Raw genomic sequence first — 25,119 nt, 5'->3', positions numbered from 1 at the left:
GCTCTCATTCCAGGATCCCCTTTAACTCGTCCAGCGGGATCTTTTTGAGTTCCGGCAGACCAAGTTCATGACGGATCCTGTTGACCGCGGAAGTGACGGTCACGCTCAATCCATTCTTGAGTATATTTTCCGAAAGTTTTGCCAGGGCATCGGGTGCCGTTCCTTTTTGAACGGCCATATTTTTCAACGCGATTATGACCTCGATGGGTCTCGTATCCTGAGGACATCTTTCATAGCAGGAGTAACAGTTGGTGCAAAGCCATATCGGCGACTCTTTGCCGAGCAGTTCTTCTTCCATCCCAAGGAGGGCTTGTAAAAGGATTACTCTCGGATTGAAATTTTTTGAAAACCGTGCAGCCGGACACGAGGCCACGCAAGCGCTGCACTGGTAACAGTAATTATGGTACTTGCCGCCAGGAACCGTGTTCAGTTTTTCGCGAAATCGGAAGTTAACCGTTATTCTTTTCTTTTCCATAATTTCTAATAGTAGCGTCCATCTTTAGATGGACGTGGACACTCAATTTTGTTTTTCGTCCGGATAAATCCGGACGCTTCAGATTTTTTTTCTGTGAGTCCATCCTCAGATTTTTCTTCTACTACAGCAGTAACGTCCATCTTTAGATGGACGCGATCCTGAGAATCTTTAGGAAAATACTTCGACCATGAATGCGGATAATCCTGCCAATCTTTCACGATATGCTTTCTCACAGGATTATTCAATATATAATAAGTCACTTCCTTTATTTCCTCTTCCTTTCTTAATATATGGTCATAAAAGCTCTCCTGCCAGAGTGTTATTTTATCTTGATGGTGGCGGTTGACCTTGAAAGCAGTTCTACCTTTGATAAGCTTAATCATTCTTAGTATATTGTTACCTTTCTCAGATTGATCGAATAATATGTGTAAATGATCTGGCATTATGCACCAAGCACAAATCGATTCATTGTCTATCCTTATCTTGGTAATTTCACCTTCTAAAATTTCAGCATATTCGTTTTCATTAAAGACTGGCATTCGTTTGAACGTTCCGATGATTATGTGGGCAGGATATTTCATTTTTGTATAGTCCATTTCTTTCAGTCTTGGTGCGTGGCTTTTTCCGAAGGTTTTAAATGTTTTTTTCATTAGTTTAACCTGCTTAATTGTTTTACCAGTCATCGTCCGGATAAATCCGGACGCTACGGGAGGTTTGTAGCGTCCATCTTTAGATGGACGTAAATGTTCGATTTTCATCGGCGCTTTCTTCGTCCGGATAAATCCGGACGCTACGGGAGGTTTGTAGCGTCCATCTTTAGATGGACGTAAATGTTCGGTTTTCATCAGAGTCCTTGTCATAATCACTCCCAAATCAATTCGGCGATCAGGGAAACGAAGTTCCTGACGGCGATCCTGATATTATTATCACTGCGCTCTACGGCAGGCGATTCTTTCATCGCGCAGGTGAAATGTATTTCGCACTTCGGACACGCGACGACGAGCTCATCAGCACCCGTGTTTTTTGCCTGTTTAATGCGCTCCAGCTGCAATTGTTTTGAAAAAGCGGAGCAGTTCATCCAGGCGCTCACCCCGCAGCAGACCGCGCGGCTTCTGTTTTTTTTCATTTCTTTCAATTCGATGCCGGGGATAGCTGAAAGAACCCGGCGCGGAGCTTCGTAAATGCCCAGATGTCTTCCCAAACGGCAAGGGTCCTGGTAGGTCACTGATCGCTGGAGCGTTTTAAATTTCAATTTGCCGCTGCTCACTGCTTTATCAAGTATTTCAGATATGTGATAAGTTTCAAAATTGACATCAAAATATTTCGGATAATCAAGTTTAAATGTCCTGAGACACTCGGGACAAGAAAATACGATTTTTTTAGCCCCCGACTGCTTTACTAATGCGATATTATATGCTGCCAATTTTTTGAAATTCAATAAATCGCCCTGCCAGAGAAGATCATGCCCGCAGCAGCGCTCCTGGGGCAGGACCACCGGAACGGTGCCGAGCTTGTTGAGCAGTTGCACCGTGGCTTTTGCTTGAGCAGTTGCGGAAACGCCGATGTCGCCGAACAAAACGTCGAAATAAGGCAGGCATCCGGCGAAATACATGATTTCGCCCGAGTCGGCGGTATTCAGGGAATTATCGAGCCATTCAAGCCGCCGGAGATTCAAATCCGGTGATGCCATTATGCGCATCATGGATTGTGCTGCACCGCCGTGTGAACAGATCGCTTCTTCGCCGATACTCCGAGCTTCGAGCCTTATCGATTGGATCAGATCGACAAATTTTACGCCTGCCGGGCACTGCTCGTCGCAGAGCTGACATGTAAGGCAAGTCCAGATATTTTTGTCTTTCAATAGGTCGGCGCTGACGCCGCGCAATGACCTGTTGATAAGAAGCCGGGGTGAATACCCCCGATTGAATCTTGATACGGGGCAGATGCCCGTGCATTTTCCACACTCAAGACAGAGGTTGGCATGGGATGATCTTATGGCGTCAGAAATATTCATATAGTCTTATTGTCTGATAGTCTCATAGTCTGATGGTCCCATGGTCGTATAGTCTGATGGTCGCATGGTCTGATAGTCTGATGGTTTCATGGTTCGATCGTCTTTTTTGCCGGGCTCGGGCCCAATTTTCGCACGGTCTCGGTAAATTCCGTCGCGACCTTCGCGAACTTTGTCGTCTCGGCCGACGAAATCCAGTCGAGTCTTAACCTCACCGGCTCGATCCCCAGCATGCCGACCAGCCGCTCGGATATCTTGTGCGTATCGGCCGCCTTCCGAGCACCGAAAATATAATGACAGTCCTCGAAATGGCAGGTCGCAACAAGCACGCCGTCGGCGCCGAGTTCGAATGCCTTCAGAACCATTGCCGGCGTCACCCTGCCGCCGCACATTACCCTGATGATCTTTATATTGGCCGGATACTGCAGACGCGAGACGCCGGCGCCGTCCGCCGCCGGATATGAGCACCAGTTGCAGCAGTATGCGACGATCACCGGTTCGAACTCAGTTCTATTGTCTGATAGTCTGATTGTCTCATTGTCCGCTGGTTTCGTAGTCTCACTGTCTGTTCGTCGTATGGTCTGATTACCTGATGATTCCATTGTCCTATTCTTTGTCTCTTTTTGATGATCCTCTGAGATAAGAGATGAAGCCCGATATCAACTTTCCTGTATTTACTGATTGATGATAGATCTCATCGAACTCACTTTTGTCAACATAGTTATCATCGAGTGTTGCATATAATTGACTTCTAACTTCACCACAAGAACGTCTTGCATAATTAAGAAAATTCATAAACTCTTTATCAGTATTTGATTCAAATCCCTCTGCAATATTGGACATTATTGACAATGCCGCTCTTCTTATTTGGTCACAAAATACATAATCTCTTCTAATTAATGGTTTCTTTGTTGTTTCACTCACCATTTTCCTTAGCCTACGTGCTTCTTGCCAGTATTTTAGATCTTCAAATCTTTGTATTTTCATTTTTTCTCCTTTCAATTAGACCACTGGACCATCCGACTATACGACCATGGGACTATCCGACTATCCAAGCAGCGCCGCAAGTTGCGCCTTTATCTGCTTGTCCAGGAAGTGCTTGAGATCGATCGCGCCGGTAGGGCAGACGGGTACACAGGTACCGCACCCTTTGCATAATGCCTCGTTGACCCGGGCGACGAAAATACCGATTTCTTTCTCAACCACGGAGATGGCGTGGAAATCGCATACTTCCGCGCATTTACCGCAACCGCGGCAGTACTGTTCATCGACCACCGAAGTTATGGGTGATAGCACCATGACATCGCGGCTCAGCAGGGAGGCCGCTTTTGATGCAGCCGCTGATCCCTGCGAGATAGAATCTCCTATGTCCTGGGGAAACTGGCAGCAGCCGGCAAGGAATACGCCTTCCACCGTTGTTTCCACGGGTCCGAATTTTGAATGACGTTCAAGGAAAAATGAATCTGGCCCTTTGGGTATCTTCAGGATGTCCGAAAGCCGGTCGGTTTCCCGGGCATTGGGCACCATGCCAACTGAGAGTATGACCGCGTCAACCGGTACAATTATCCTTGAATTAAGCGCTTTATAATCCATTTCGACATGCAAACCCTGATCCTGGTTAATAACTTCAGGTACCTCACCCCTGGCAAGTTCAGAATAAGGGATAAAAAGCACCCCAAGTTCGCGTGCTCTGCGATACATAACCTCAGCGCCTTTCGAGTAAATCCTGATACCTCGGTGGAAGATCGTTACATCGATTCCTTTATTACGCAGCAGTATCGCCTGCTTTATAGCGGATTGGCAGCAGTATCTCGAACACCAGGTATTACCTTTTTCTTCTCTTGAACCGACACACTGTATGATAGCAACGCTCTTCATATTCTTTAGTTTATCACTGTCCTGCGCCAGCATGTCTTCCAGCTGCATGCTCGTGAAAACACCGGGGTATTCGCCAAAACCGAATTTCTTCATCGGATCAAATAGCTCGGCCCCGATGGCAAGGATGATTGAACCGACACCTAAAGTTCTGAGTTCATCGGCTAAATCATTATCCTGGGCGCCGATCCCGCCGCTACGAACCAGTTCCACTTCAAAATTGCCCACGTAACCCCGGACGTCCTTTATTTCGACGCCCGTCAGCACAGTTACTGCCTTATTATATAATTCCCGGATCTTTTTTTCCATGAGTTCTTTGCCAGGCCGGTTGCTTGGGTAAACATTGGCGAGGTTTCCAGCCCGACCGCCGAGTCCTTGCTGTTTTTCGACCAAAAAAACCTTGAAACCACGGTTTGCCAGGTCGATCGCGGCCTGGATGCCGGTTATGCCGCCGCCCACCACAAGGACCTCCCGCCGGACACTAAGGATCTTCGGCGCCAGCGGAAGCAGGTGTCTGACCCTGGCTGCCGACATCTTGATGATCTCCTTTGATTTTACGGTGGCGGCCGCGGGCTCTTTTTGGTGCACCCAGGAGCATTGATTCCTTATGTTCGCCATGTCGAAAAGGTACGGATTGAAGCCGATCTTTGCCAGGGTTTCCTGGAACACCGGTTCATGCGTTTTGGGCGTACAGGCGGCGACGACAACGCGGTTCAGCTTATGCTCGATAACCGCATCCTGGATCTTCTTCTGCATGCTCTCGGCACAAGCGAAAAGGTAATCGTCAACTATAACGACATCCGGTAGCCTGGATGCGTATTCGCGCAGTTCATTGATCGAGACCACGGCGCTGATGTTTAATCCGCAGTGACATAGGAAAACGCCGATTCGCGGGGATCCCGACAGATCGAGCTCTGTGATCTCAGTTTTTTTCTCCTCAACCGCCGCATCGCTCATATGAACGCCCGCTTTCGCCGCAGCGCCGCATGATTCAGCAATGGAATCGGTAATGTCTTTCGGGGTTGTGGAGCATCCGCACAGATAGATCCCTTCTTTTGTTGACTCGAGAGGATCGACGCACGGATCTTTTTCCTTGAAAAATCCATCCCGGTCCAGTTCGATCCCGAGGATCATGCTCAGCGCTCTCGCGCTCTGGTTAGGGATCATCGCCGAAGAAAGCACGGCCATGTCGACCACTTCATGTTTGATCTCACCGTTCAGCTGGTCTTCGTAAGATAGTATGATCTCCTTGGTCTTCTTATTTTCGGTGATCTTGGACGGTTTACCTTTAATGTAAATGACGCCGGCCGCAAGCGAGCGGCGATAAAATTCTTCAAATCCCTTGCCGAACGCCCTGATGTCAATATAAAACACCATAATTTCGGCGTCGGGATAGTGTTCCCTGATGACCAGCGTGTCTTTTATCGAATTCATACAGCAGATACGGGAGCAATAATTGATGTCAGCCTTCATATTGCGCGATCCCACGCATTGGATCATCGCGATGCGCTCGGGCGGTTTTTTCGTGCTGAAGGTTAGCAGTTCACCGTGCGTGGGACTGGAAGCGTCCAGCAGTCTTTCCAGTTCAAAGCTGGTCACGACATTCTCAAAACGCGTGTATCCATATTCGCTTGCCTCTCTCGGGTCATAGTATTCGACGCCCGTGCTTACGACGATCGCGCCCACGTTCAAGCTGAGCATCTGCTCCGGTTCGTCAAAATCGATGCATTTGCTCTTACAGGCATCGATGCACTTGCCACAGGCTATGGGTACGTCGCCAAGGCAGTCTTCTTTTGCCCTTACGTATGCGGATGGAACTGCCTGGTTATAAGGCGTGAAGATCGCTTTACGTGACGCCAGTCCAAGATCGAACTCGTTGGGTTTAACGATAGGGCAGACCTTGGAACAATCTCCGCAAGCGGTGCACTGCGAGATATTAACATAACGGGCATGCGTCTGCACCTCAACGAAAAAATCGCCCGCTTTACCTTCAACCTTCACCACTTCCGAATTTGTCAGGAGGGTTATATTGGGATGTCGCCCGACATCCATCATCTTAGGACCGAGTATTCAAGCCGTGCAGTCCATCGATGTGAAGATCTTATGGAGCTGCGCCATGCGGCCGCCGATATTTGGCGATGATTCAACCAGATAGACATGGAATCGGGAATTAGCCAGATCCAGGGCGGCCTGGATACCGGCAATGCCCGCACCGATGACTAGGACGCCTTTCATGAATGCTTCTTATCCTTTCTTGCTTATTTCTTTCCCATACGCGTATCCCTTTTCCAGCGCCTTCATGTTGAGCGGTACCGCCTTATCCGGCACCGAACCGGGGATCGCGCTCTTCATCGCTTCAAAGGATACGACGTCGGTAACCGCCGTGAAGAACCCGAGCATGACAATGTTGGCGACGATCTTGTTGCCGAGTTCCTCGGAAAATCTCGTGGCGGGTATGGAAAAGAGTTTGATGCTGTCGCGGGGCGGTTTTGGCTTTACCAGGTCTTCATCGATGATCAGGATGCCTTTTCCGTCAAGTTCCGGTTCGAATTTTTCGTAAGCCTCACGTGACATCGCAACCAAGATCTGAGGCTTGGTTAGGTATGGATAAAGGATCCTGTCCTGCGAAACGACCAGTTGTGCGCTGCACGCGCTGCCCCGTGCTTCCGGTCCAAAACTCTGCGTCATGGTCGCGAATTTGTTATCGTAGAGGGAAGAGGCCTTACCCACAATATAACCGCATTTAATGATACCCTGTCCGCCGTAACCGCTGAACTTGATCTCGACCATTGCTAGCCTCCTTCCGAACATGCTTCCGGCAGCTCGTCGTCGACCATTCCGTAAAGCTCGTATTTATCGCCTAGTGCGGTCTTGAACCGCTGGTTCATGTTGTCGATGAACGTTGGTCTTTCGCGATCGATGAATTTGCCGACAATGATCTCTTTCTGGAAGCCGATACTCAACTCGCGCGTATCGGCACCGTGTTTGATGATACTTTTGTCGTGATAAAATTTGAGCAGATCAAGACCAGTTCCCAAACGATTAAGGCGCGCGTATAGCGTGGAGCAGGGCGCGATCACTTCCACCAGGGAAAACCCTCTCTTCTTCATTGCTTCTTCGATCGAATTGGTGAGCCGGCGTATGTGCAGCGCTGTCCAGCGGGCGACATAGCAGGCGCCGCATGTATCCATGAGATAAGGCAGATTAAAGGGCTGGTCGAAATTGCCGTAAGGAGACGTCGAACAAATCGCTGTTTCCGGTGTGGTTGCTGCGACCTGACCGCCGGTCATGCCATAAATGAAGTTATTGACGCAGATGACGGTGATATCCATGTTTCTCCGTGCGGCGTGGATCAGGTGGTTTCCGCCGATCGCGACCAGGTCACCGTCGCCTGAAATAACAACCACTTTGAGCTCGGGGTTGGCAAGTTTCAAACCGGTGGCAAAGGGAATCGGTCGCCCATGGGTGGTGTGAAACGAATCGAGCTTGATATAACCCGCGACCCTGCCCGTACACCCGATGCCGGAAACGATGGCGATCTTGTCCGGGTTAATGCCGGATCTGCCGATCGCAGCAATGACCGCGGTCAGTACGGTACCGATCCCGCAGCTTGGACACCAAATATGGGGGATACGATCCATCCGCAGCAGTTTCTCCATGGGATGTTCGAAAAATTCCTGCTCTGGCAGTTGTGGGACTTCGATCTCACTCATTTCAAGCCCTCCTTGATCGCCGCATAGATGTCTGATGGCTCGTGAACCCATCCGCCCCCATGGGGAACGAGCAAGGTGCGGCATTTTCCCCGCGCACAGCGGTCGACCTCAAGGGCGATCTGGCCATAGTTTATTTCGACGGTTATTAAAGCTTTGACTTTTCCGGCAAGCTCATTGATGTGTTTTTCCGGAAAGGGCCAGATCGTAATCAGCCTTAAGAAGCCGGCCTTGATGCCGTTCTTTCTGGCTTCCTCGATGGCTTTGTAAGCAACCCGGCTGCTTATGCCGTAAGAGATAATAACGACATCGGCACCATCCACGCCGTCCTCTTCATAGCGGATGATCTTATGCGCATTTTTCTCGATTTTTTCGATCAGTCTCCTGACCAATTTTTCCTGAGATTGCCAGTTCATCGCCGGGTATCCGCGTTCGTCGTGAGTTAGTCCGGTTATGTGAAAATGGTAGCCGTCACCCGCTTTAACCATAAACGGTACAAGATTTTCACCGGGTTTGAATGGTAAATATTTTTCTTTTTCACCTTTGTACCACAGTCTCTCGACAATGTCGATACCTTCTGGTTTCGGGATAACAACTTTTTCCGTCATGTGACCGACGCATTCATCCATCATCAAGAAGACGGGCACGCGGTACAATTCAGCCAGGTTGAAACAGTCGATGGTGAAATCGAAGCATTCCTGGGGCGAATTGGGCGCGAGCGCGATGATCCGGTAGTCGCCGTGCGAACCCCACCGGACCTGCATCATGTCCCCCTGCCCGGTGAGGGTCGGCAGACCGGTAGAAGGTCCGCCTCTCTGGACGTCGACGAAAACGCACGGTGTTTCCAGCATGGCGCTGAGGCCGATATGCTCCTGCATCAGTGAAAACCCCGGTCCCGATGTCACGGTCATCGTTTTTTTACCCCCCCACGCGGCACCAAGAATGGCGATCGACGAAGCGATTTCATCCTCCATCTGAATGAATACGCCTCCTACTTCCGGAAACCGGGCAGCGATACGCTCAGCCACTTCCGTAGACGGAGTTATCGGATAACCTGCCAAAAAACGGCAACCTGCCGCCAATGCGCCTTCGGCGCACGCATAATCACCATCCAGGTAATGGGCACCGGTTAATACTCCTTTTGGGTCAGCTTTCATTATCACCTCGCATAAAGAAATGAAATATTCATGCCGAAACCTTAGCGTTCAAGGAAACAGACATTAAAAGCCAGACCGGTAATGTCATCAATTTTTTTACTTAAATATCCGAATGAAACAATCTTTTGTTATCAGAATTTGGGTTCTGGCTCTTTCTTTTCATTATTAATATCAGCAGCCTGGTCATTGTTTTTTTCCAGGGTAATATAGATCGCGAACTCGGGGCAGAGCATCTCGCACAGATGACACTCAAGGCACATATCGTCAGTTTTAATGCGGGGCGGATGGTACCCTTTTACGTTAAACTCCACTGACATCTCCAGCCCGTGCCTTGGACAAAATTCAACGCAGAACCCGCAGCCTTTGCACCGGTCATTGATAATATGGACTTGACCATGCGGGACTTTTATTTTGTCAGCATCAAGCGGTCTTCTCCAGTATTTCATGTTGATATTATAAACACCCCCCTGGCGTTGTCAATACATACTGATATCCGGAATTGCCGCGGCGTTTAAAAAATATACACAGTCAAAAAGCGTCCGGATTCATCCGGACGAAAATGGACGAAAATATCTCGGACACATCCAACGTCCATCTAAAGATGGACGCTACAAACTTCAAACGATCCAAACAAATTTGACGATCTAAACGGTCTTGATTATTTCCTCCGTTTTTATCAGTATGCCTTTCGCGTAATAATTGACCAGTCCGCCTTTCCTCGTTACTTCATGCGCGCCCAATTCCAGGGCGCGCAGTCTTATTCTTGAAACAACGAACAGGTTATCGACTGCTTCCGGATATTGCCCAAAGCGATCGACGATCTCATCCCGGATCGAATTGAGTTCGAACTCGGACTCGGCATCCATAAACCTTTTGTACAGCGCCGTGCGTTCGTAGGCGCTGCCGATATATTCGGAAGGGAGGTATGCTTCGATCGCCAGCGACAGCACAGGCTCGACCGAAACCTGACGGCCCCGCGCTTCGCTGATAGCCGCCGCGAGCATTTTCACGTAATGATGATAACCGATGGAACTGATATATCCGCTCTGTTCTTTGCCCACAAGGTTGCCCGTGCCGCGGATCTCCATATCGCGAACCGCCAGCCTAAACCCCGATCCCAGCGATGCATAAGAGACCAGCGCGCTCAGTCGTTTATGTGCATCTTCGGAAAGGGTTCGGGATGGCACGATGAAATAGGCGAAAGCCTGAATATCGCTGCGGCCGACCCGGCCCCGAAGCTGGTGAAGATCGGCAAGTCCGAACATGTGCGCGTCATTGACGATTATCGTATTTACGCGCGGCATGTCCAACCCCGATTCTATGATCGCGGTGCTGAGCAGGATATCATAATTGCCTTTTAGAAAATCGATCATTTTCTTCTCGGTCACGTCTTCTTTGACTTTGCCGTGCAGGACGCAGATCCTGGCGTCCGGAACGATCCGCTGGATCCGGTCCCTCATGGTCTCGATCGTCTGGATACGGTTGTGCACGACAAAGACCTGACCGCCCCGGATGATCTCGAGTTTTATTATCTTTCTTAGTTCGTCCTCATCAAAATAGATGATCTTGGTGACGATATCCATCCGTCCCGCAGGCGGCGTGCGGATGTTGGATATATCTTTTAACCCGGTGAGCGCCATGTAAAGCGTCCGGGGGATCGGTGTCGCTGAAAGGTGGAGGATATCGATGCCGGGTCTGAAGCGTTTTATCTTTTCTTTCTGGGCGACGCCAAAGCGCTGTTCCTCATCGATGATGAGCAATCCCAGGTCCTTGAACTGCACATCCGGTTGAAGCAAGCGGTGCGTGCCGATGGCGATATCGACTTTGCCACTTCTGACCTGGTCCAGGACCACTTTGATCTCTGCTGCTTTTTTTAGCCGCGAGATCATTTCAGCTTTCACCGGAAAATCCTTAAGCCGGTCGCGGAACGTGTTGTAATGCTGGAACGCCAGCAGGGTCGTGGGGCAAAGCAGCATGGCCTGCTTGCCGTCCAGCGCTGATTTGAACGCCGCGCGCAGGGCGACTTCGGTTTTGCCATAACCAACGTCGCCGCAGATAAGGCGATCCGCTGGACGGGATGATTCCATGTCATTTTTAACGTCCCTTATGGCCGTGGTCTGGTCTGCTGTTTCTTCAAACGGAAACGAGGATTCCAGTTCCGCCATTTCGAGGGTGTCTTTGGAGAAAGTAAAACCGCAAGCGCTGTGCCTTCTCACATAGAGTTGCAGCAGGTCAAAGGCCAGCTTTTCGGTCGCTTTCCTGACCTTGTTCTTGGTTTTGGCCCAGAGATCACTGCCCAGTTTCGATAATCCGGGAGGTATTCCGGAACCGGCAATATACCGTTCCAGCTGGTTCATTTTCTCGACCGGCACGAAGACCTTCGCGTTGTTCGCGTAATCAACGCGCAGACATTCGACCTTTTCCCCGTCGATGTCGAGAAAACAAAGACCTTTATACTGTCCAATGCCGAAGTCGGAGTGGACGACAAAATCGTTTTCCTTCAAACCTTTGAGGTCGTCGATGAATAGACCCTTGAATTTTTCTTTTTTCCTTTTTATCCGGCCGAAGATCTCGGTATCGGTCAGGTACACTGTTTTTGTCTGTTCATTGACAAAACCTTCGCCCGGCGACAGATACACTGCGGTGATGTCGCCCACGAGCTCGCGCAGCCTTTGTTCGAGGTCGGGATTATCGATCAGAAAGATATAACGGTAATCACCCCGCGTCAGATCATCATGCAGCAACTTGAAATTGCCGAAGTAATTGAACGCCGGTCTGATTTCGAACCTGATCCCACCCTCTGAAGATAAGGTGATGCCCGGCCGATCAGGTAATGCGTCATCGTAGCTGATCACCAGATGGTCCATAATCAGTTCGGAAAGGAGACCGGAAGATGAAGGCTTTACCAGGCTCAAGTTCACATTCTGTATGACCATGGTTGACCGCTGCGTCTGGGTATTGAAGAACCTGAGGGAATGCACGGTGTTGCCGTCAAGCTCGATCCGTACCGCTTCCTGGTCAGGGGGCCGGATATCGATGATACCGCCCCGGGAAGCATATTCTCCTTCTTCTTCGACTATCTCCTCGTGCGTGAAACCCGACGCATCCAGCCGGAAAAGGAGATCATCGGTATCGATACGGCCGCCGCTTCTAATGGATACTGTTTCCCGTATGGAAACGCACCTTTCCAGGTTTTCCCTGGTGGTCACGACCACGGCCGCCGGTTCGAAGAACGCCCTGTTTTCATCGACCAGGATAACCGATGACACAAGGCGCACGAGCTCGGCAAAATAGGAGTCCTTTTTATCGGGGGGGACGACCAGGGCGATCTTTTTCCCCAGTCGTGTCAGTTCGTAAATGAAGAGGGATAAGGATGAATCATGCAGGCCAGAAACGGTGACCTTTTTCCGGGCATTCAGTTCATCAAGAACCGGCTGGAGGTTAAAAAAACGTTGTCCGTCGTTCTGGTTCAATGCGAATTTCGGATTTCGAAATTTTTTAACTGACCGCCACGCCCAGGGCGATGGAATTCAGTTTGGCTTCAGCGTCATCGGCCCGGGACAGCATGACTACCGGCTTGGCTGCGCCCGCGACGATACCGGCGCCCTTGGTTTTGGCGAAGTACATCAATCCTTTGGCCCAGATATTGGCGGCCGAGATATTGGGCATCAGAATGAAGTCCGCATCGCCCGCGATCTCGCTCTTCATTTTTTTATGCCGGGCTGCTTCTTTCGACACCGCGACATCAAAGCCGAATGGACCTTCGATCACCGCGTCTGCGATCTCGCCCTTTTTGCTCATCTCGACGATGGTCACCGCATCGCCGGTCTCGGGCATGTCCGGGTTCACGGTCTCGCTCGCGGCGACCAGCGCAATTTTCGGCCTGGTAATGCCGAGCGCTTTCAGGACAAAGACCGCGTTGTTGATGATATCGATCCTGATATTGAGGTCGATCTTCGGGTTCATCCCGCCGTCGGACATGAAGAGCAGTTTATGATAGGATGGGATCTCGAACACGGCGATATGCGAAAGGATCTTACCGGCGCGCAGCCCATGCTCCTTGTCGAGCACGCCTTTTAAAAAAGCGGAGGTGGACAGCATTCCTTTCATCAAAAAACCGTTTTTTTGTTTGACCGCGGCCGCGCCGGCCTTTACGGCTTCTTTTTCGTCGGCGAGATCATTGACCGCAATGCCAGTAATATCAAGACCGGCTTTTTTCGAGCATTCAGTGATGGCATTTTTACTACCGATCAGCAGAGGGGTTATAAGGCCGAGTTCGTAAGCCATTTTTACGCCTTCCAAAACAGTTTCGTCTTCGGCTTTGACCACGACGCACTCTTTTTTACCTTTACGCTTCGCGATCTCAATGAGTTCTTTAAAATTTTTCATGGCACCTCACCTTGCAGAAAAAACATCCCCTCCCGTGTGGAAGCGGGAGGGGACGGCACAATATATTACTATTGTAGCCGCACCCTTCAGGGTGCGCTGTTAACATACCCGGCTCTCAGGCCCCTCAAATATCTCCGTGATCCTTTATGTACGCGTCGCAGAATTTCTTTGCCCAGTCCTCAAGGATGGTCAGTTTCCCGACGAAGAACCTGAGCACCGGCGGTTCTTTGACGAACTTGAGCCCTTTGATCAGATCGCCGTGCTTCTGCAGCCACTGGAGCCGTTCGATGATGTATTCGATATGCGATAACGAGTAAACCCTTCGCGGTAAGGCGATGCGGGTCAGTTCCAGGTCGGCGTACACGTCATTGCCGTTCTTGTCGCGGTCGTTGGAGATCGTGCCCCGTTCCATCGAGCGCACGCCGGATGCGATATAGAGGGCCGCGCACAGCGAGCCCGCGATATAGCCTTCTTTTTTCAAGTTGGGCAAAAATTTACGCGCGTCGATATGGCAGGCCAGGCCGCCCGGCGGCGTAACCACCGGAATCCCCATGCCGTCAAGTTTTTCCACCATGTATTTGATCTGCTCGATCGCCGCGCCCGCCAGGTGCGGGTCGGTCATCTCTCTCATGCCCACAGCCATCGCGCCGACTTCTCTCATCGACATGCCGCCGTAAGTGAAGAATCCCTCGTACACCGGAAGCCATGGCTCCAGGATGTCGTAGATCTCTTTTTTGTTGGTCGCGATCGCGCCGCCGCGCACGCACGTGTTCTTGCGCCCGCTCATATAATAAACATCAGCCAGGCTGCACATTTCCTTTATGATCTGGGCGACCGTCTTGTTTTCATAACCCTTTTCCCGTTGCATGATCAAATAGGCGTTTTCCATGATCAGACTGCCGTCCAGGACCAGTATCAAACCGTGTTTGTCGCAGACCTTCCTGACTTCCCTGAAATTCTCCATTGAAAAGGGCTGTCCGCCGAGCAGGTTCGTGGTCGCTTCCATGCGCACATAACCGATCATGTTCGCGCCGTATTTCTTGATCGCGGCGTTGACCCTGTCAAGGTCCATGTTGCCTTTGAACAGACAGGTGCTCTTGGTATTAAGGGCTTCCTTCGTGTAGAGCTCCAGGCACTCCATCTGGCCCGTGACCTCGATATGCGCCTTAGTCGTGGTGAAGTGGTAATTGGTGATCGTCGCGCCGCCCGGCTTGGAAAATACTTTCGACAGCAGGTGTTCGGCCGCGCGCCCCTGGTGGACGTTCATGACATAGTCATATCCAAGCACATCCTTCACTGCGTCAGCGAACTCATAGAACGTCATGCTGCCGGCGTACGCGTCATCGGCTCTCATAAAAGCGGCAAACTGGTTGTCGCTCATCGCGTTGACGCCGCTGTCGGTCAACATGTCAAGGAATATGTCTTTGGTTTTCAATTGGAACGTGTTGTACCCGGCTTCATCAATGGCTTTGAGCCTTTCCCGCGCCGGGATCAGGTTGACCTTCTGAACCATTCTTGTCTTATGCATCTCTACCGGGACATACTGCCCGTTAGATAATTTGATGATCATTATGCCTCCTTAATAAAGATGGTAATTGGTAATTGGTGAATGGTCAAATAGCTAACCATTTAACCTCTTAACCATTTATAGTATTTTTTTCAGCGTGCTGATCAGCCGGCGGTTCTGTTTTTCGGTGCCGATCGTGATCCGCAACGCGTTTGGAAAACCATATTCCTTTATGGTCCGGGTTATTACACCCTGTTTTTGCAGCTCTTCGAACACGATCTTGCTGTCCCGGGCAAAATCGACAAAGATAAAATTCCCATATGTTGGGACAAAGAATACGCCCAGTTTCTTATATTCATCGTATAGGTACTGTTTTCCGGCATCGTTCGCGGTCCGGCTTTTACTGATGTGTTCTACGTCATCAAATGCCGCGATCGCGGCACTTTGTACGATTCTGTTAACGTTAAAAGATATCCTCAATTTCATGACGTTTGATACGATGTCCTGGTCAGCCAGCATAAAGCCAAGGCGCATGCCTGCCAGTCCGTACATCTTTGACATAGTGCGCAGGATGACCAGGTTCTTTTTCTTACCGAAGTATTTTGCTGAGTTCGGATAGACCGGATCGCTGATGTATTCTTTGTAAGCTTCGTCAAGAACGACGATGACGTGGTCGGGAACTTCCTCAAGGAAGACATCAAATTCTTCTTTCGTTACGATCGTACCCGTTGGATTATTGGGGTTGGCAATGAACAGCAACTTCGTATTGGATTTAATGGCTTTGAGCATGGCTTTCAGGTCGTGGGTGTGATCTTTCATCGGCGCTTCGATCAATTCGCCACCGGCAATATTAACCGCAATCTTATACCAGATAAAAGCGCTCTGGCTTACAACCGCGCTATCCTTAGCGCTCAGGTAGGTGAGCGTAAGATATGGCATGATCTCGACTGAACCATTGCCAATGAACAGTTGACTGATATCAACGTTAAATTTTTTAGCAATGATTTCCTTTACGTAAAAACAGTTATCATCGGGATACAGCGCGGATTCTTCCATGGTTCGTTTCATCGCTTCAAGTGCAAGGGGAGATGTGCCGAGAGGATTTTCATTGGAAGCAAGTTTTATTACTTCGCCTTTCAGGTTCAGTTCCCTGATGACCTCTTCAATGGGTCTTCCGGGTTTGTATGTTTGGATTCTTTGTAAATGAGGGTTCGGCTCTATTCTCATGGCTTAAATTATACACAATAATAGGATAAAATCAAGAGAAAAATAATCGCTGATATATCGGTAGTCCGTAAACCGCAAGCCCCGGAAAAAGCGTATCAGGACATCAGCAGATCAGCATGAAGCGGATCAGGGCATCAGGGTATCAAGAAGAGGGTATCAGGATATCAGGGGATCAGGAAGTGGATATCCCACAGGGATGCCATTTATTAGTAGGGCAAGGTCATGATCCCGCATAGCGGGGCTTTAGACTTGCTAATGAAGTCAGGAGACCAGGGGAACAGGACATGCCTGATAACCTGATATTCTGATAGGCTTGATGATGCTTTAAATGATTATAACGATCTTAACGATCCAAACGATTATACGCTTATAACGCTTATAACGATAGAAACCAGTTGACATATATTATAATATCTATATAATAATATTGTAAAAATATATCCATTTTTCATCATATACGGTCAGTTAGTGTAACTGACAATAGCGGTAGCTTAACCGCCAATAGCGGATACGTTCAAGCAATAGAAAACAGAGATTGGCTTGTGAGGAAATATACTTGACCATTTACATTTAACCAATGATCACCGGAGGTAATTTATGAAAGCAAAGATATTGATCGCCAGTCAGGATCTTGAAATAGTCAAACAGTTAAGCGATATATTACAGGACGAAGGGCACAAGATAAGCTCGGTGAACAGTGCTGAAGCGTGTCTTGATAATGGTAAGTCAGGACAATATAATCTGATCTTCATTGATGCACATGCCGCCGCCCTGCCTTATACCAACGTTATACCAGAGATCAAAAAACAGTGCCCTGATACCGAGATCATCGTGATCACCGGTTACGCGTTCCCCGAAGCCATGGCAAAAGCCGAGGTTCAGGATATCATCAGTTTTCTGATCCTTCCGATCACCGGAACCAAGGTGAAGGGTATAGTGAGCCGTGTGCTGCACCAGAATCAATTAGTTAAAGAAAACCGAAGGCTGCTGCTGACCGTCACGGCGGCGAAAAAAGAGTGGGAAGCGACCGTGGACGCGATCGAAGACCCGATATTCGTTACGGATTTCGATTATACCATCTTAAGGGGTAACCTGGCGACATTCCGCAAACTGGGCAAGGGTGTAAGTGAAGTCATCGGCCACAAGTGTTACAAGATCCTGCATTGTTCCGATACCCCGCCCGATGACTGCCCCGGCAAAAAAGCGCGAGACAGCGGCGAACCCGATACTGGTACGATGTTCTTCAAGGGCCTGAAACAAAGACTGACCTGCAGCGTGTACCCGCAGGTGTTCGCCGGCGGCGGGGGATTGGTACATTACCTGCGCGAACCCGCGGGAACTTCTGAACAACAGGCCGAGGCAATGGCAAAATACGAGCGGCTTTTCGATGACGCCAGCATTCCTATTCTGGTCGTCGACCTGGAGGATTACAAGGTCATGGACGCCAACCAGAGAGCGATCGAGCTCTTCGGCCGGGACCCCGAGCATATCGTGAACGTGGATCTGGAGAATATCTTTACGGCGGATGTCCGCGAGGCAACCATGAGCGGCATAATCAAAATGCTGACCGAAGGCCATGGCAACGGATCATTAAAAACCATTGTGCGCGGGAAAAACGACAGCCAGGTCCAGGTCCAGGCCATGGTCAACCGGATCGAAGTCGGCGCGCAGCGGTTTATTGAAATATTCTTGATACCTCAAGAGTCGGCGTAGAAATAGCAGCAACGCCAGTGGCAATATGAACCTTGCTTACGGTGACCTCAGAGCCAGGGCGGATCGGGGTATCTTTAATTTTTTTTGGAGACGTATGCGAAACAAATGGCCGTTCATTATTAGTATCATAGTGCCCATCCTGGCGTTTGTGTTCATCATATTCCTGCCCACGCAGCCGAATATTTTGACCATATTGCCACTCTACATTATAATGATCGCGTTGATACTCAGTCGCCCTTTGATAGCCCTGGTCCTTTTGATCGTATCTACTTCGACCGTGTTCAGTCTTGATACCTTTCCCCAGGTGATCGCGACCGGCGACGTCGGCCTTTATCTGCCCGAGGCGTTGTGCATTTTTCTGACAGTTCGGATGTTGTTTATTGGGGCAATAAGAAAAGACCTCCATAAAGAGGCCTCGCCGATAACATTGCCCATGATCGCGCTCTTTTTGTGGCTGGCATTCTCTGTTCTAAACGCCTTATTGCTGCAGCGGGCTACGTTGATCAACGCCGTGCTGACCGGACGAAGCTACATATATTATCTGAACTTTTTCCTGGCGCTTTATTATATTGATTCTGATGAAAAGATGCGGTTTGTCATGAAAAGCCTGACCGTGATAGCCTTTATCTGCGCGCTGCTGTCATTTATCCAATACATCGCTGGTCCGGAAAACAGGATCCTCCCGTGGGCGGCGTGGACAATTAGCCGGGTAGTACCCGAAGGCGAAGATCTGACACTGGCAAGGGTCATGCCGGCTTCGATCTCTTTGATCTACATGTTTTTCTTCCCGGTGCTTGCGGGTGTCACCAATGGGGGTTTAAAAAATAACTGGGGGTACCGGCTTTTCATTATCCTGGCAATAATATCAATGTTCGTTTCTTTTACGCGCAATGTCTACTATTCGGTGATCCTGGGTCTGTTCCTGATCTGGATGACCTTCAGAGGAAAGATCAGGAGGGCTATCACCCGCAATGTGATCACTGTTGCGTTCTTCGTGCTGCTGGTAACATATCTGCCGGTTTATTTCGGCGTGATCAAAGTCCCGAATTGGTGGGAACAGGTTGTGAGCCGGCAAAGCGAAACGGTAAGATCCCCTAATGATATTGAGACGATGGTGTGGCGTACGGTGGAGACCAAAACGATTATGGGCGCAATAACAAAATCGCCGATCCTTGGCAACGGGATTGGTGCTACATATTACCACCCCATGTACCAGGCGAATGTCAGCATTGCCCACAACGGGTACATGGCGATCGTTTTTCAGCTCGGATTGATCGGTCTGGCGATCTTTGCCATGATCTTTATCTGTTATGTGGTCCAATCAATAAAGGTTTATCAGGCGATCGAAGACAAGTATTACCGCAGTATAATCCTGGGTTTTCTGGTGGTCTTCGTGGCATTGCTTCCGGCGGTATGGGTGAAACCGGTACTGGTGCTGGAACACCACTGGATATCATTGATCGCTTTCATATGGGCATTTCCTGCCATTATTTCGAGGATAAACACTCAGCAACGAAACGGCACCGAAGGCGTGGATGATTTTGAAAAAGCGGAAAAGGGAGGATGAACGTGATTCCGGTATTCAGACCTTCAATGGGCAACGATGAGATCAACGCCGTGGCAGAGGTCATTAAGTCCGGATGGATCGGTCTGGGACCCAGGACTGCCGAGTTCGAGGAGAAATTCGCAAAATATATCGGCGTTAAGTACGCGGTCGGTCTTAATTCCGCCACCGCGGCGTTACATCTGGCGCTAATGGTCATGGAAGTAAAAGGGGGAGAGGTCATTACCACTCCCATGACCTTCGTGTCGACCAATCATGCCATTTTGTACAATAACGCGGAACCGGTTTTTTGCGACATCGAGCCCGATACGCTTAATATCAATGCCGGGAAGATAGAGCCGCTGATCACGAATGGAACAAAAGCGATCATCGTCGTTCATTACGGCGGCTATGCCTGTGATATGGATCCGATCAACGCGGTCGCCCGTAAGCATGATCTCAAAGTCATCGAAGACACTGCCCATGGTTGCGGTGGTGAATATAATGGTCAAAAACTCGGTTCGATCGGCGATCTCGGCGTATTCAGCTTCCATGCCGTGAAGAACCTCGCGACGGGTGATGGAGGTATGATAACAACCAATAACGCCCAGGTATATGAAAGGCTGAAAAAACTGCGCTGGTTGGGCATTAGCAAGGACACCTTTTCGCGCGAGGAAAAGGACAGCCAGGCGTATTCATGGTACTACAATGTTGAAGAGATCGGCTACAAATACCACATGAACGATATCCAGGCCGCCCTGGGTCTTGTTCAGCTGGCTAAGCTTGAACGGACGAACAAACGCCGCGAGGAGATCGTCGCTCTTTACAACGGAGGCTTGAAGGACTGCGATTGGATCGAACGTCCGGTCAGGAAGGATTACATGACGAAGCCCGCCAATCATAATTATGTCATCAAAGGTGAGAGGCGGGACGAACTCAACGATTATCTCAAGAAGCTGGGTATATCTACCGGCGTTCACTATGTGCCCAGCAATCACTATGAAATGTACCATGATTGCCGGGGGGATACCCCGGTATCGGACGCTGTCTGGAAAAAGCTTTTAACGCTGCCCTTGTTCCCGGACCTTACCGATGATGAAGCAAAATCCGTGATCGAAGCAATCCGCAAATTCCCCGGAATTTAATCAATCGTGCTGATGGATAATGATATTGGACAGAATATTGCGGTTTGGAATGATTCCTGGAAAGATAGTGATCCCCTTTCGGAAATCCGAATGTGGGATTTTTATGGTCTGAGACAATGGATCCTGAAGTACGCGCCCAGGTACGGCAAGATCGTCGAGGCGGGATGCGGATATGGTCGCTATGTTTTTTACTTGGGGCGGTTAGCCCTGGATATCGATGGCGTCGATTTCTGCGAACCGCTCATCGGTCTGGTGAAAAAATGGAAAAGCGATAATGGTTTTAAAGAAAATTTCCTTGCTGGTAACATAACGGATCTTCCTTATCCAAATGAAACCCTGAGCGGATATATCTCGCTGGGCGTGATTGAACATTTTATCAATGGCCCTGGTCCAGCCCTGGCAGAAGCGTACCGGATACTCAGACCCGGCGGCATAGCGATAATTTCTACGCCATCGGTTTCGTTCAATGTTTTGATGAGACATCAAAAAGAAACCCTCAAGAATATCGTGAAGCGGATCATCGGTCATAAAATAGAACCGGCGCCTTTTTTTCAGTATTGGTATCGTCCGCGCCGATTGCGAAACATGGTAAAAGCTGCCGGGATGAAAATCGTCAACTCAGGCAGCGCCGATATCATGTACGCTTTTTGCGAGATGAGGAATTTTACCGGCGAAAACCTCAGGAAGGGGTCATTTGCCATCTGGTGTTCAAATACTTTTGAGAACACGCCGGTAAATGCGATTGGCGCTCAGGCGGTTACGATCTCAGTAAAAGCGGCGGAAGTCATGCATTGTTTTCTCTGCGGTCGGAAGAGCGCCCGATATTTTTCTTTATCGAAGTATGACCTGCCGATCTGCGATGCCTGCGAAAAAAACGGTCTCGCCGAACATTATTTGAAGAAACGCAAGCCGAAGTTAAAATTACCCTATCTCATGGATCCGCCCCTTAAACCGCCGTCGCGGGAAACTTGTGAATTCTGCGGCAAAGCATACATGACCGATGTTATTTTTGAAGATTTCGGATTTTCAAAAAAAGCCTGCCCGGGCTGTCTTAGAATTCCGGGGATAAACATCCTGCTTTCGAACGAATACGTAAAACCGGTCTGGCGGAAAAGGAACAAATAACGTGGCCCATCCAAAAGTTGTCGTATTGATCCTGACCTATAACGGCCGGTATTTGCTGGATGAAGCGGTTTTTTCTTACCTCGAAAATGATTATCCCAATTTCAAGGTCGCGGTCATAGATAACGGCTCTCACGACGGCACGTGTGCGTACGTCGAAAAAAGGTTCCCTGGCGTCAAAACCATAAGGCTGGATAGGAATTACGGCTATTCTCGAGGGTTTAACGTCGGTCTTGAGTATGCGTTCGAAAGCGAGCACGCCCGATATGCACTGATCTCCAACAATGATGTGAAGGTCGATAAAAACGTTATCTCGGAACTGATTAAAGTCGCCGAGACCAACGGGAAGATAGGCTTCGTCAGCGGAAAGGTCTATTATTATGACCACGCTGATACTTTTCAGACCGTCGGGAAGAAAGAAGATCCGGTAAGATGGAACGGGGAGCATATCGGCAACCGCGAGAAGGACCAGGGACAGTATGAAGAGATCAGCGAAAGAGTCTTCATGGACGATATCTTTACTTTGGTGAATAAAAACGTGTATGATGCGGTCGGCGGCTATGATCCGGTTTTTCATCTCCAGTCCGAGGAGTTTGATTGGCAGGCGAGGGCGAAAAAAGCAGGTTTCAGGATCATGTACGCGCCCCGGGCAAAGCTCTGGCATAAAGACAGCATGACCATCGGCCGGGACTCTTCTCGGAAGGCGTTCTATGATGCCAGGAACCCGACGCTCGTGATCCTGCTCCATAGATCGCGGACTTTTTTCCGACGGTATTTCTGGCATCACTTCATCCAGGGTATACTAAAAAGCTCGCTGATCGCGCTGAAAAAAGGAAAAATATCCATTATTCTGGCAAAATGGCAGGGTTTCTTCTCCAGTATCGCCTGGGGCTCTAAGAACCGGAAACTGTCTTTCGGACATTTCGTTTAAAATACCATGCTGGCTCAAAAACTCATTTTAGGATATTCGTCGCGGATCGTGGCCCAGATGATCGCCATGATCGCCGGCATCGTCGTGGCAAGGGTCGCCGGTCCAACCGTGGTCGGGACGGTCGCTTTCGGCATGTCGCTGGTTTCGATGTTCACATTTTTCGCGGACCTGGGGATCGGCAATGCCCATATAAAGATCGTTTCCGAAGGCCGGAACCTGGGCGATTGCATAAAAACCTTTTCCGTTCTGAAAAGCATTTTGATCATCCTGTTCATTGTCCTGGTGATACTCTATCTCGTTGTCAAGGAATATGTATTTCATATCCAATACGAAAGCAGGACACATTTCTATGTCATCATCATCTGGCTGGTTGCCATTACGATCTCCCAGTTCTTGTACATTCCTATTATCACCTTCATGGCTCTGACCCAGCAGGCGCGGCAGGATGTACCGAATCTGCTCCAGATCGTTTTGACGCAGGTCCTGAAGATCGTGGCCGTGTTGATCGCAGCCAGCGCGATCGCGCTGAGTTTCGCCAATTTGCTTGGTGTCATTTTAGTCTTACCCCTGTATCTGTATCTCTTTAAAGATTTCAAGATCGGTCATTTCGACAAAAACCTTGCCCGGGATTATGTCAAGATCGCGGCGCCGATGATCATCATGGTCCTTCATGGGACGTTCATTGGCTATTTTGATAAATTTTTACTGCAGTATTTTTCCAATTCCGAGCAGGTGGGATATTACGCGGTGGCGTTCAGCATCGGCAGTCTTATTCAGATCGTGGGTTTGGCGGTCGGGCAGATCTTTTTTCCGACATTTTCGTCTTCAGTGGTAAAGAAGGATTACGATTACATCAACCGTACGATCGATAAATACGAGCGGTTTATTTATGTTTTTCTTATGCCCATCGTGATTTTTTTGATACTTTATTCTCAGGTTCTGATAAAAATACTTCTCGGGAAGGATTTTATATCATCAGGCCCCGTTCTTGTAGTGATATTCCTTGGTGCATTCGTCTTCGTGGCTAACCAGCACTATGGTAATTTGCTTCTGGGAGCCGGTTATATAAATAAAAGCGCTCGTTTGTCATTGTACTCTTTGATATTTTTCGTACTTTTGAACTTATTTTTCGTGGCTCCGCAAATGCTCCACCTGAAGGCAATCGGATCCGCACTTGCCTGGTCGATCAACTACCTGTTCCTTGGCGTGTTTTTCCGAATATATGTCTGGCAATTGATAAAAGAAGTGACCATCCTGCGAAACATAAAATACTGGCTTTTTGGAATTCTCAACGTGGCGCTATTTTTCTTGTTCTTAAAATATATTGCAGTAAGGGTGAATTATCTCGAGTTCATATTCCCAGTCGTTTATTTTGGTATTACTTACCTGGCGTACTACCTCCTGAAAATGGCAAATAAGGAAGATATCAACTTCGCACTCCGGATCTTCGATGTTCGGTCCATGAAAGAGTATATAAAAAATGAATTCAAACGATGAAAAGTGAAATCTGGGAAGAGATCTGGGCGAAAGACACGGCGAGTTTCCATGATTTGCTGTTCGATCCATACACCGGGATTGAAAATTGCGATTACCTGCCTCATGTAAAGAGGATCTTGAGTACAACCCCGGGACTGATATTGGAGGCAGGATGCGGTCAGGGCGGGTGGCTCGAATGGCTTGGCAACAATCATGAACGTCCGGCGGTCGGGTTGGATTATGCCGAGCAGGCATTATCCCGACTTCGTCGGTTGCGACCGTCTTTCCTTCTGGTCGGTGGCGATGTCCTGAGCATGCCTTTCGCCGATCGGTCTTTTTCCGTTGTTTTATCTTGGGGTGTGATCGAGCATTTTTATGATCTGACTTTAACGCAGTCGGCTATCCGCGAAGCGTACCGGGTACTCAAGCCGTCAGGCTGGCTATGCGTGACGGTTCCGGTCCAGAATTGGATTCGGTCCATCAAAAGACCATATCGGATGCTGAAGGATCTCGCCCGCGTCTCCCTTGGTAGGGTGGATCTAAAAAAAGAATTTTTCGAGCATAAATTCGACCGGGCGTTTTTTATAAAAATGCTTAGATCAAACGGTTTTCTGCCTGAGGTCGTTGGCTATAATTCGCCCGGATTTGGTCTTACGAACGAATTCCCGTTCGATAAACTTCGCAAGGTGAGCAAGAATGGCGCATATGCCGGAGTAACGAGATTGGGCGGGTTTATCCTGCATTTAACGAAGCGATATCCGCAGATTTTTGCTCATATGCTTTTTGTCGCCGCCCGCAAACCGTGAAATGAAACGACCGCTGAAGCAAATAGAGAGTT

The 25,119-nt window shown here is 49.1% G+C and carries 22 protein-coding genes; 7 read left to right on the top strand and 15 right to left on the bottom strand.

The window, feature by feature from the left end; genetic code table 11:
- Positions 1–4: 4 nt before the first annotated feature.
- The 15 genes from VF399_10805 to hisC all read right to left on the bottom strand — a co-directional run bounded on the left by VF399_10805 (position 5) and on the right by hisC (position 16,351).
- Positions 5–475, bottom strand: a complete 471-nt coding sequence (locus VF399_10805; GenBank protein ID HEX7320830.1) for a 4Fe-4S dicluster domain-containing protein — start codon at positions 473–475, stop codon at positions 5–7.
- A 5-nt stretch (positions 476–480) separates the two neighbouring features.
- On the bottom strand, positions 481–1,320 hold the full coding sequence (locus VF399_10800; GenBank protein ID HEX7320829.1) for a transposase: 840 nt from the start codon (positions 1,318–1,320) through the stop codon (positions 481–483).
- A 17-nt stretch (positions 1,321–1,337) separates the two neighbouring features.
- Positions 1,338–2,489, bottom strand: coding sequence for a (Fe-S)-binding protein (locus tag VF399_10795; GenBank protein HEX7320828.1), 1,152 nt, complete (start codon positions 2,487–2,489; stop codon positions 1,338–1,340).
- Between the two features lie 86 nt (positions 2,490–2,575).
- On the bottom strand, positions 2,576–3,088 hold the full coding sequence (locus VF399_10790; GenBank protein HEX7320827.1) for a hydrogenase iron-sulfur subunit: 513 nt from the start codon (positions 3,086–3,088) through the stop codon (positions 2,576–2,578).
- A gap of 4 nt (positions 3,089–3,092) precedes the next feature.
- Entirely contained in the window at positions 3,093–3,473 is a 381-nt protein-coding gene (locus VF399_10785; GenBank protein HEX7320826.1) for a four helix bundle protein, read from the bottom strand.
- 60 nt (positions 3,474–3,533) lie between these two features.
- Positions 3,534–6,362, bottom strand: a complete 2,829-nt coding sequence (locus VF399_10780) for an FAD-dependent oxidoreductase (GenBank protein ID HEX7320825.1) — start codon at positions 6,360–6,362, stop codon at positions 3,534–3,536.
- 69 nt (positions 6,363–6,431) lie between these two features.
- Positions 6,432–6,596, bottom strand: a complete 165-nt coding sequence (locus VF399_10775) for an NAD(P)-binding protein (protein ID HEX7320824.1) — start codon at positions 6,594–6,596, stop codon at positions 6,432–6,434.
- Positions 6,597–6,605: 9 nt separating this feature from the next.
- Complete coding sequence (locus tag VF399_10770; protein HEX7320823.1) at positions 6,606–7,151, bottom strand: 2-oxoacid:acceptor oxidoreductase family protein; 546 nt, start codon at positions 7,149–7,151, stop codon at positions 6,606–6,608.
- Positions 7,152–7,153: 2 nt separating this feature from the next.
- Entirely contained in the window at positions 7,154–8,074 is a 921-nt protein-coding gene (locus VF399_10765; protein HEX7320822.1) for a 2-oxoacid:ferredoxin oxidoreductase subunit beta, read from the bottom strand.
- Positions 8,071–9,228, bottom strand: a complete 1,158-nt coding sequence (locus VF399_10760) for a 2-oxoacid:acceptor oxidoreductase subunit alpha (GenBank protein HEX7320821.1) — start codon at positions 9,226–9,228, stop codon at positions 8,071–8,073. The genes VF399_10765 and VF399_10760 overlap by 4 nt, the downstream gene beginning before the upstream one ends.
- Positions 9,229–9,359: 131 nt before the next feature.
- On the bottom strand, positions 9,360–9,674 hold the full coding sequence (locus VF399_10755) for a 4Fe-4S dicluster domain-containing protein (GenBank protein HEX7320820.1): 315 nt from the start codon (positions 9,672–9,674) through the stop codon (positions 9,360–9,362).
- Positions 9,675–9,872: 198 nt separating this feature from the next.
- On the bottom strand, positions 9,873–12,701 hold the full coding sequence (gene mfd / locus VF399_10750) for a transcription-repair coupling factor (protein HEX7320819.1): 2,829 nt from the start codon (positions 12,699–12,701) through the stop codon (positions 9,873–9,875).
- Between the two features lie 25 nt (positions 12,702–12,726).
- Entirely contained in the window at positions 12,727–13,617 is an 891-nt protein-coding gene (locus VF399_10745; GenBank protein HEX7320818.1) for a phosphate acyltransferase, read from the bottom strand.
- Positions 13,618–13,741: 124 nt separating this feature from the next.
- On the bottom strand, positions 13,742–15,187 hold the full coding sequence (locus VF399_10740) for a tryptophanase (GenBank protein HEX7320817.1): 1,446 nt from the start codon (positions 15,185–15,187) through the stop codon (positions 13,742–13,744).
- A 75-nt stretch (positions 15,188–15,262) separates the two neighbouring features.
- A complete protein-coding gene (gene hisC / locus VF399_10735; GenBank protein HEX7320816.1) occupies positions 15,263–16,351 on the bottom strand; it encodes a histidinol-phosphate transaminase in 1,089 nt (362 codons plus the stop codon).
- Between the two features lie 597 nt (positions 16,352–16,948).
- On the opposite strand from hisC, the gene VF399_10730 reads away from it, so the two are divergent.
- The 7 genes from VF399_10730 to VF399_10700 all read left to right on the top strand — a co-directional run bounded on the left by VF399_10730 (position 16,949) and on the right by VF399_10700 (position 25,087).
- Positions 16,949–18,064 (top strand): PAS domain-containing protein, encoded by a 1,116-nt coding sequence (locus VF399_10730; GenBank protein ID HEX7320815.1) that lies wholly within the window; start codon positions 16,949–16,951, stop codon positions 18,062–18,064.
- A gap of 94 nt (positions 18,065–18,158) precedes the next feature.
- Positions 18,159–19,631: an O-antigen ligase family protein gene (locus tag VF399_10725; protein HEX7320814.1), complete on the top strand. Its 1,473-nt coding sequence runs from the start codon at positions 18,159–18,161 to the stop codon at positions 19,629–19,631.
- A complete protein-coding gene (locus VF399_10720) occupies positions 19,628–20,752 on the top strand; it encodes a DegT/DnrJ/EryC1/StrS family aminotransferase (GenBank protein HEX7320813.1) in 1,125 nt (374 codons plus the stop codon). Before VF399_10725 ends, VF399_10720 begins: the two co-directional genes overlap by 4 nt.
- 12 nt (positions 20,753–20,764) lie before the next feature.
- On the top strand, positions 20,765–21,877 hold the full coding sequence (locus VF399_10715; GenBank protein HEX7320812.1) for a class I SAM-dependent methyltransferase: 1,113 nt from the start codon (positions 20,765–20,767) through the stop codon (positions 21,875–21,877).
- A 1-nt stretch (position 21,878) separates the two neighbouring features.
- Complete coding sequence (locus tag VF399_10710) at positions 21,879–22,805, top strand: glycosyltransferase family 2 protein (protein ID HEX7320811.1); 927 nt, start codon at positions 21,879–21,881, stop codon at positions 22,803–22,805.
- 6 nt (positions 22,806–22,811) lie between these two features.
- On the top strand, positions 22,812–24,302 hold the full coding sequence (locus VF399_10705) for an oligosaccharide flippase family protein (protein HEX7320810.1): 1,491 nt from the start codon (positions 22,812–22,814) through the stop codon (positions 24,300–24,302).
- Positions 24,299–25,087: a class I SAM-dependent methyltransferase gene (locus VF399_10700; protein HEX7320809.1), complete on the top strand. Its 789-nt coding sequence runs from the start codon at positions 24,299–24,301 to the stop codon at positions 25,085–25,087. The genes VF399_10705 and VF399_10700 overlap by 4 nt, the downstream gene beginning before the upstream one ends.
- Positions 25,088–25,119 lie beyond the last annotated feature (32 nt).

Source organism: bacterium (genome assembly GCA_036382775.1).
Classification (GTDB): domain Bacteria; phylum Hydrothermota; class Tepidihabitantia; order SM23-42; family JAOAFX01; genus DASVHD01.
Note: the sequence above shows the minus strand (reverse complement) of the source record. Positions and strands in the feature narration are given on the sequence as shown.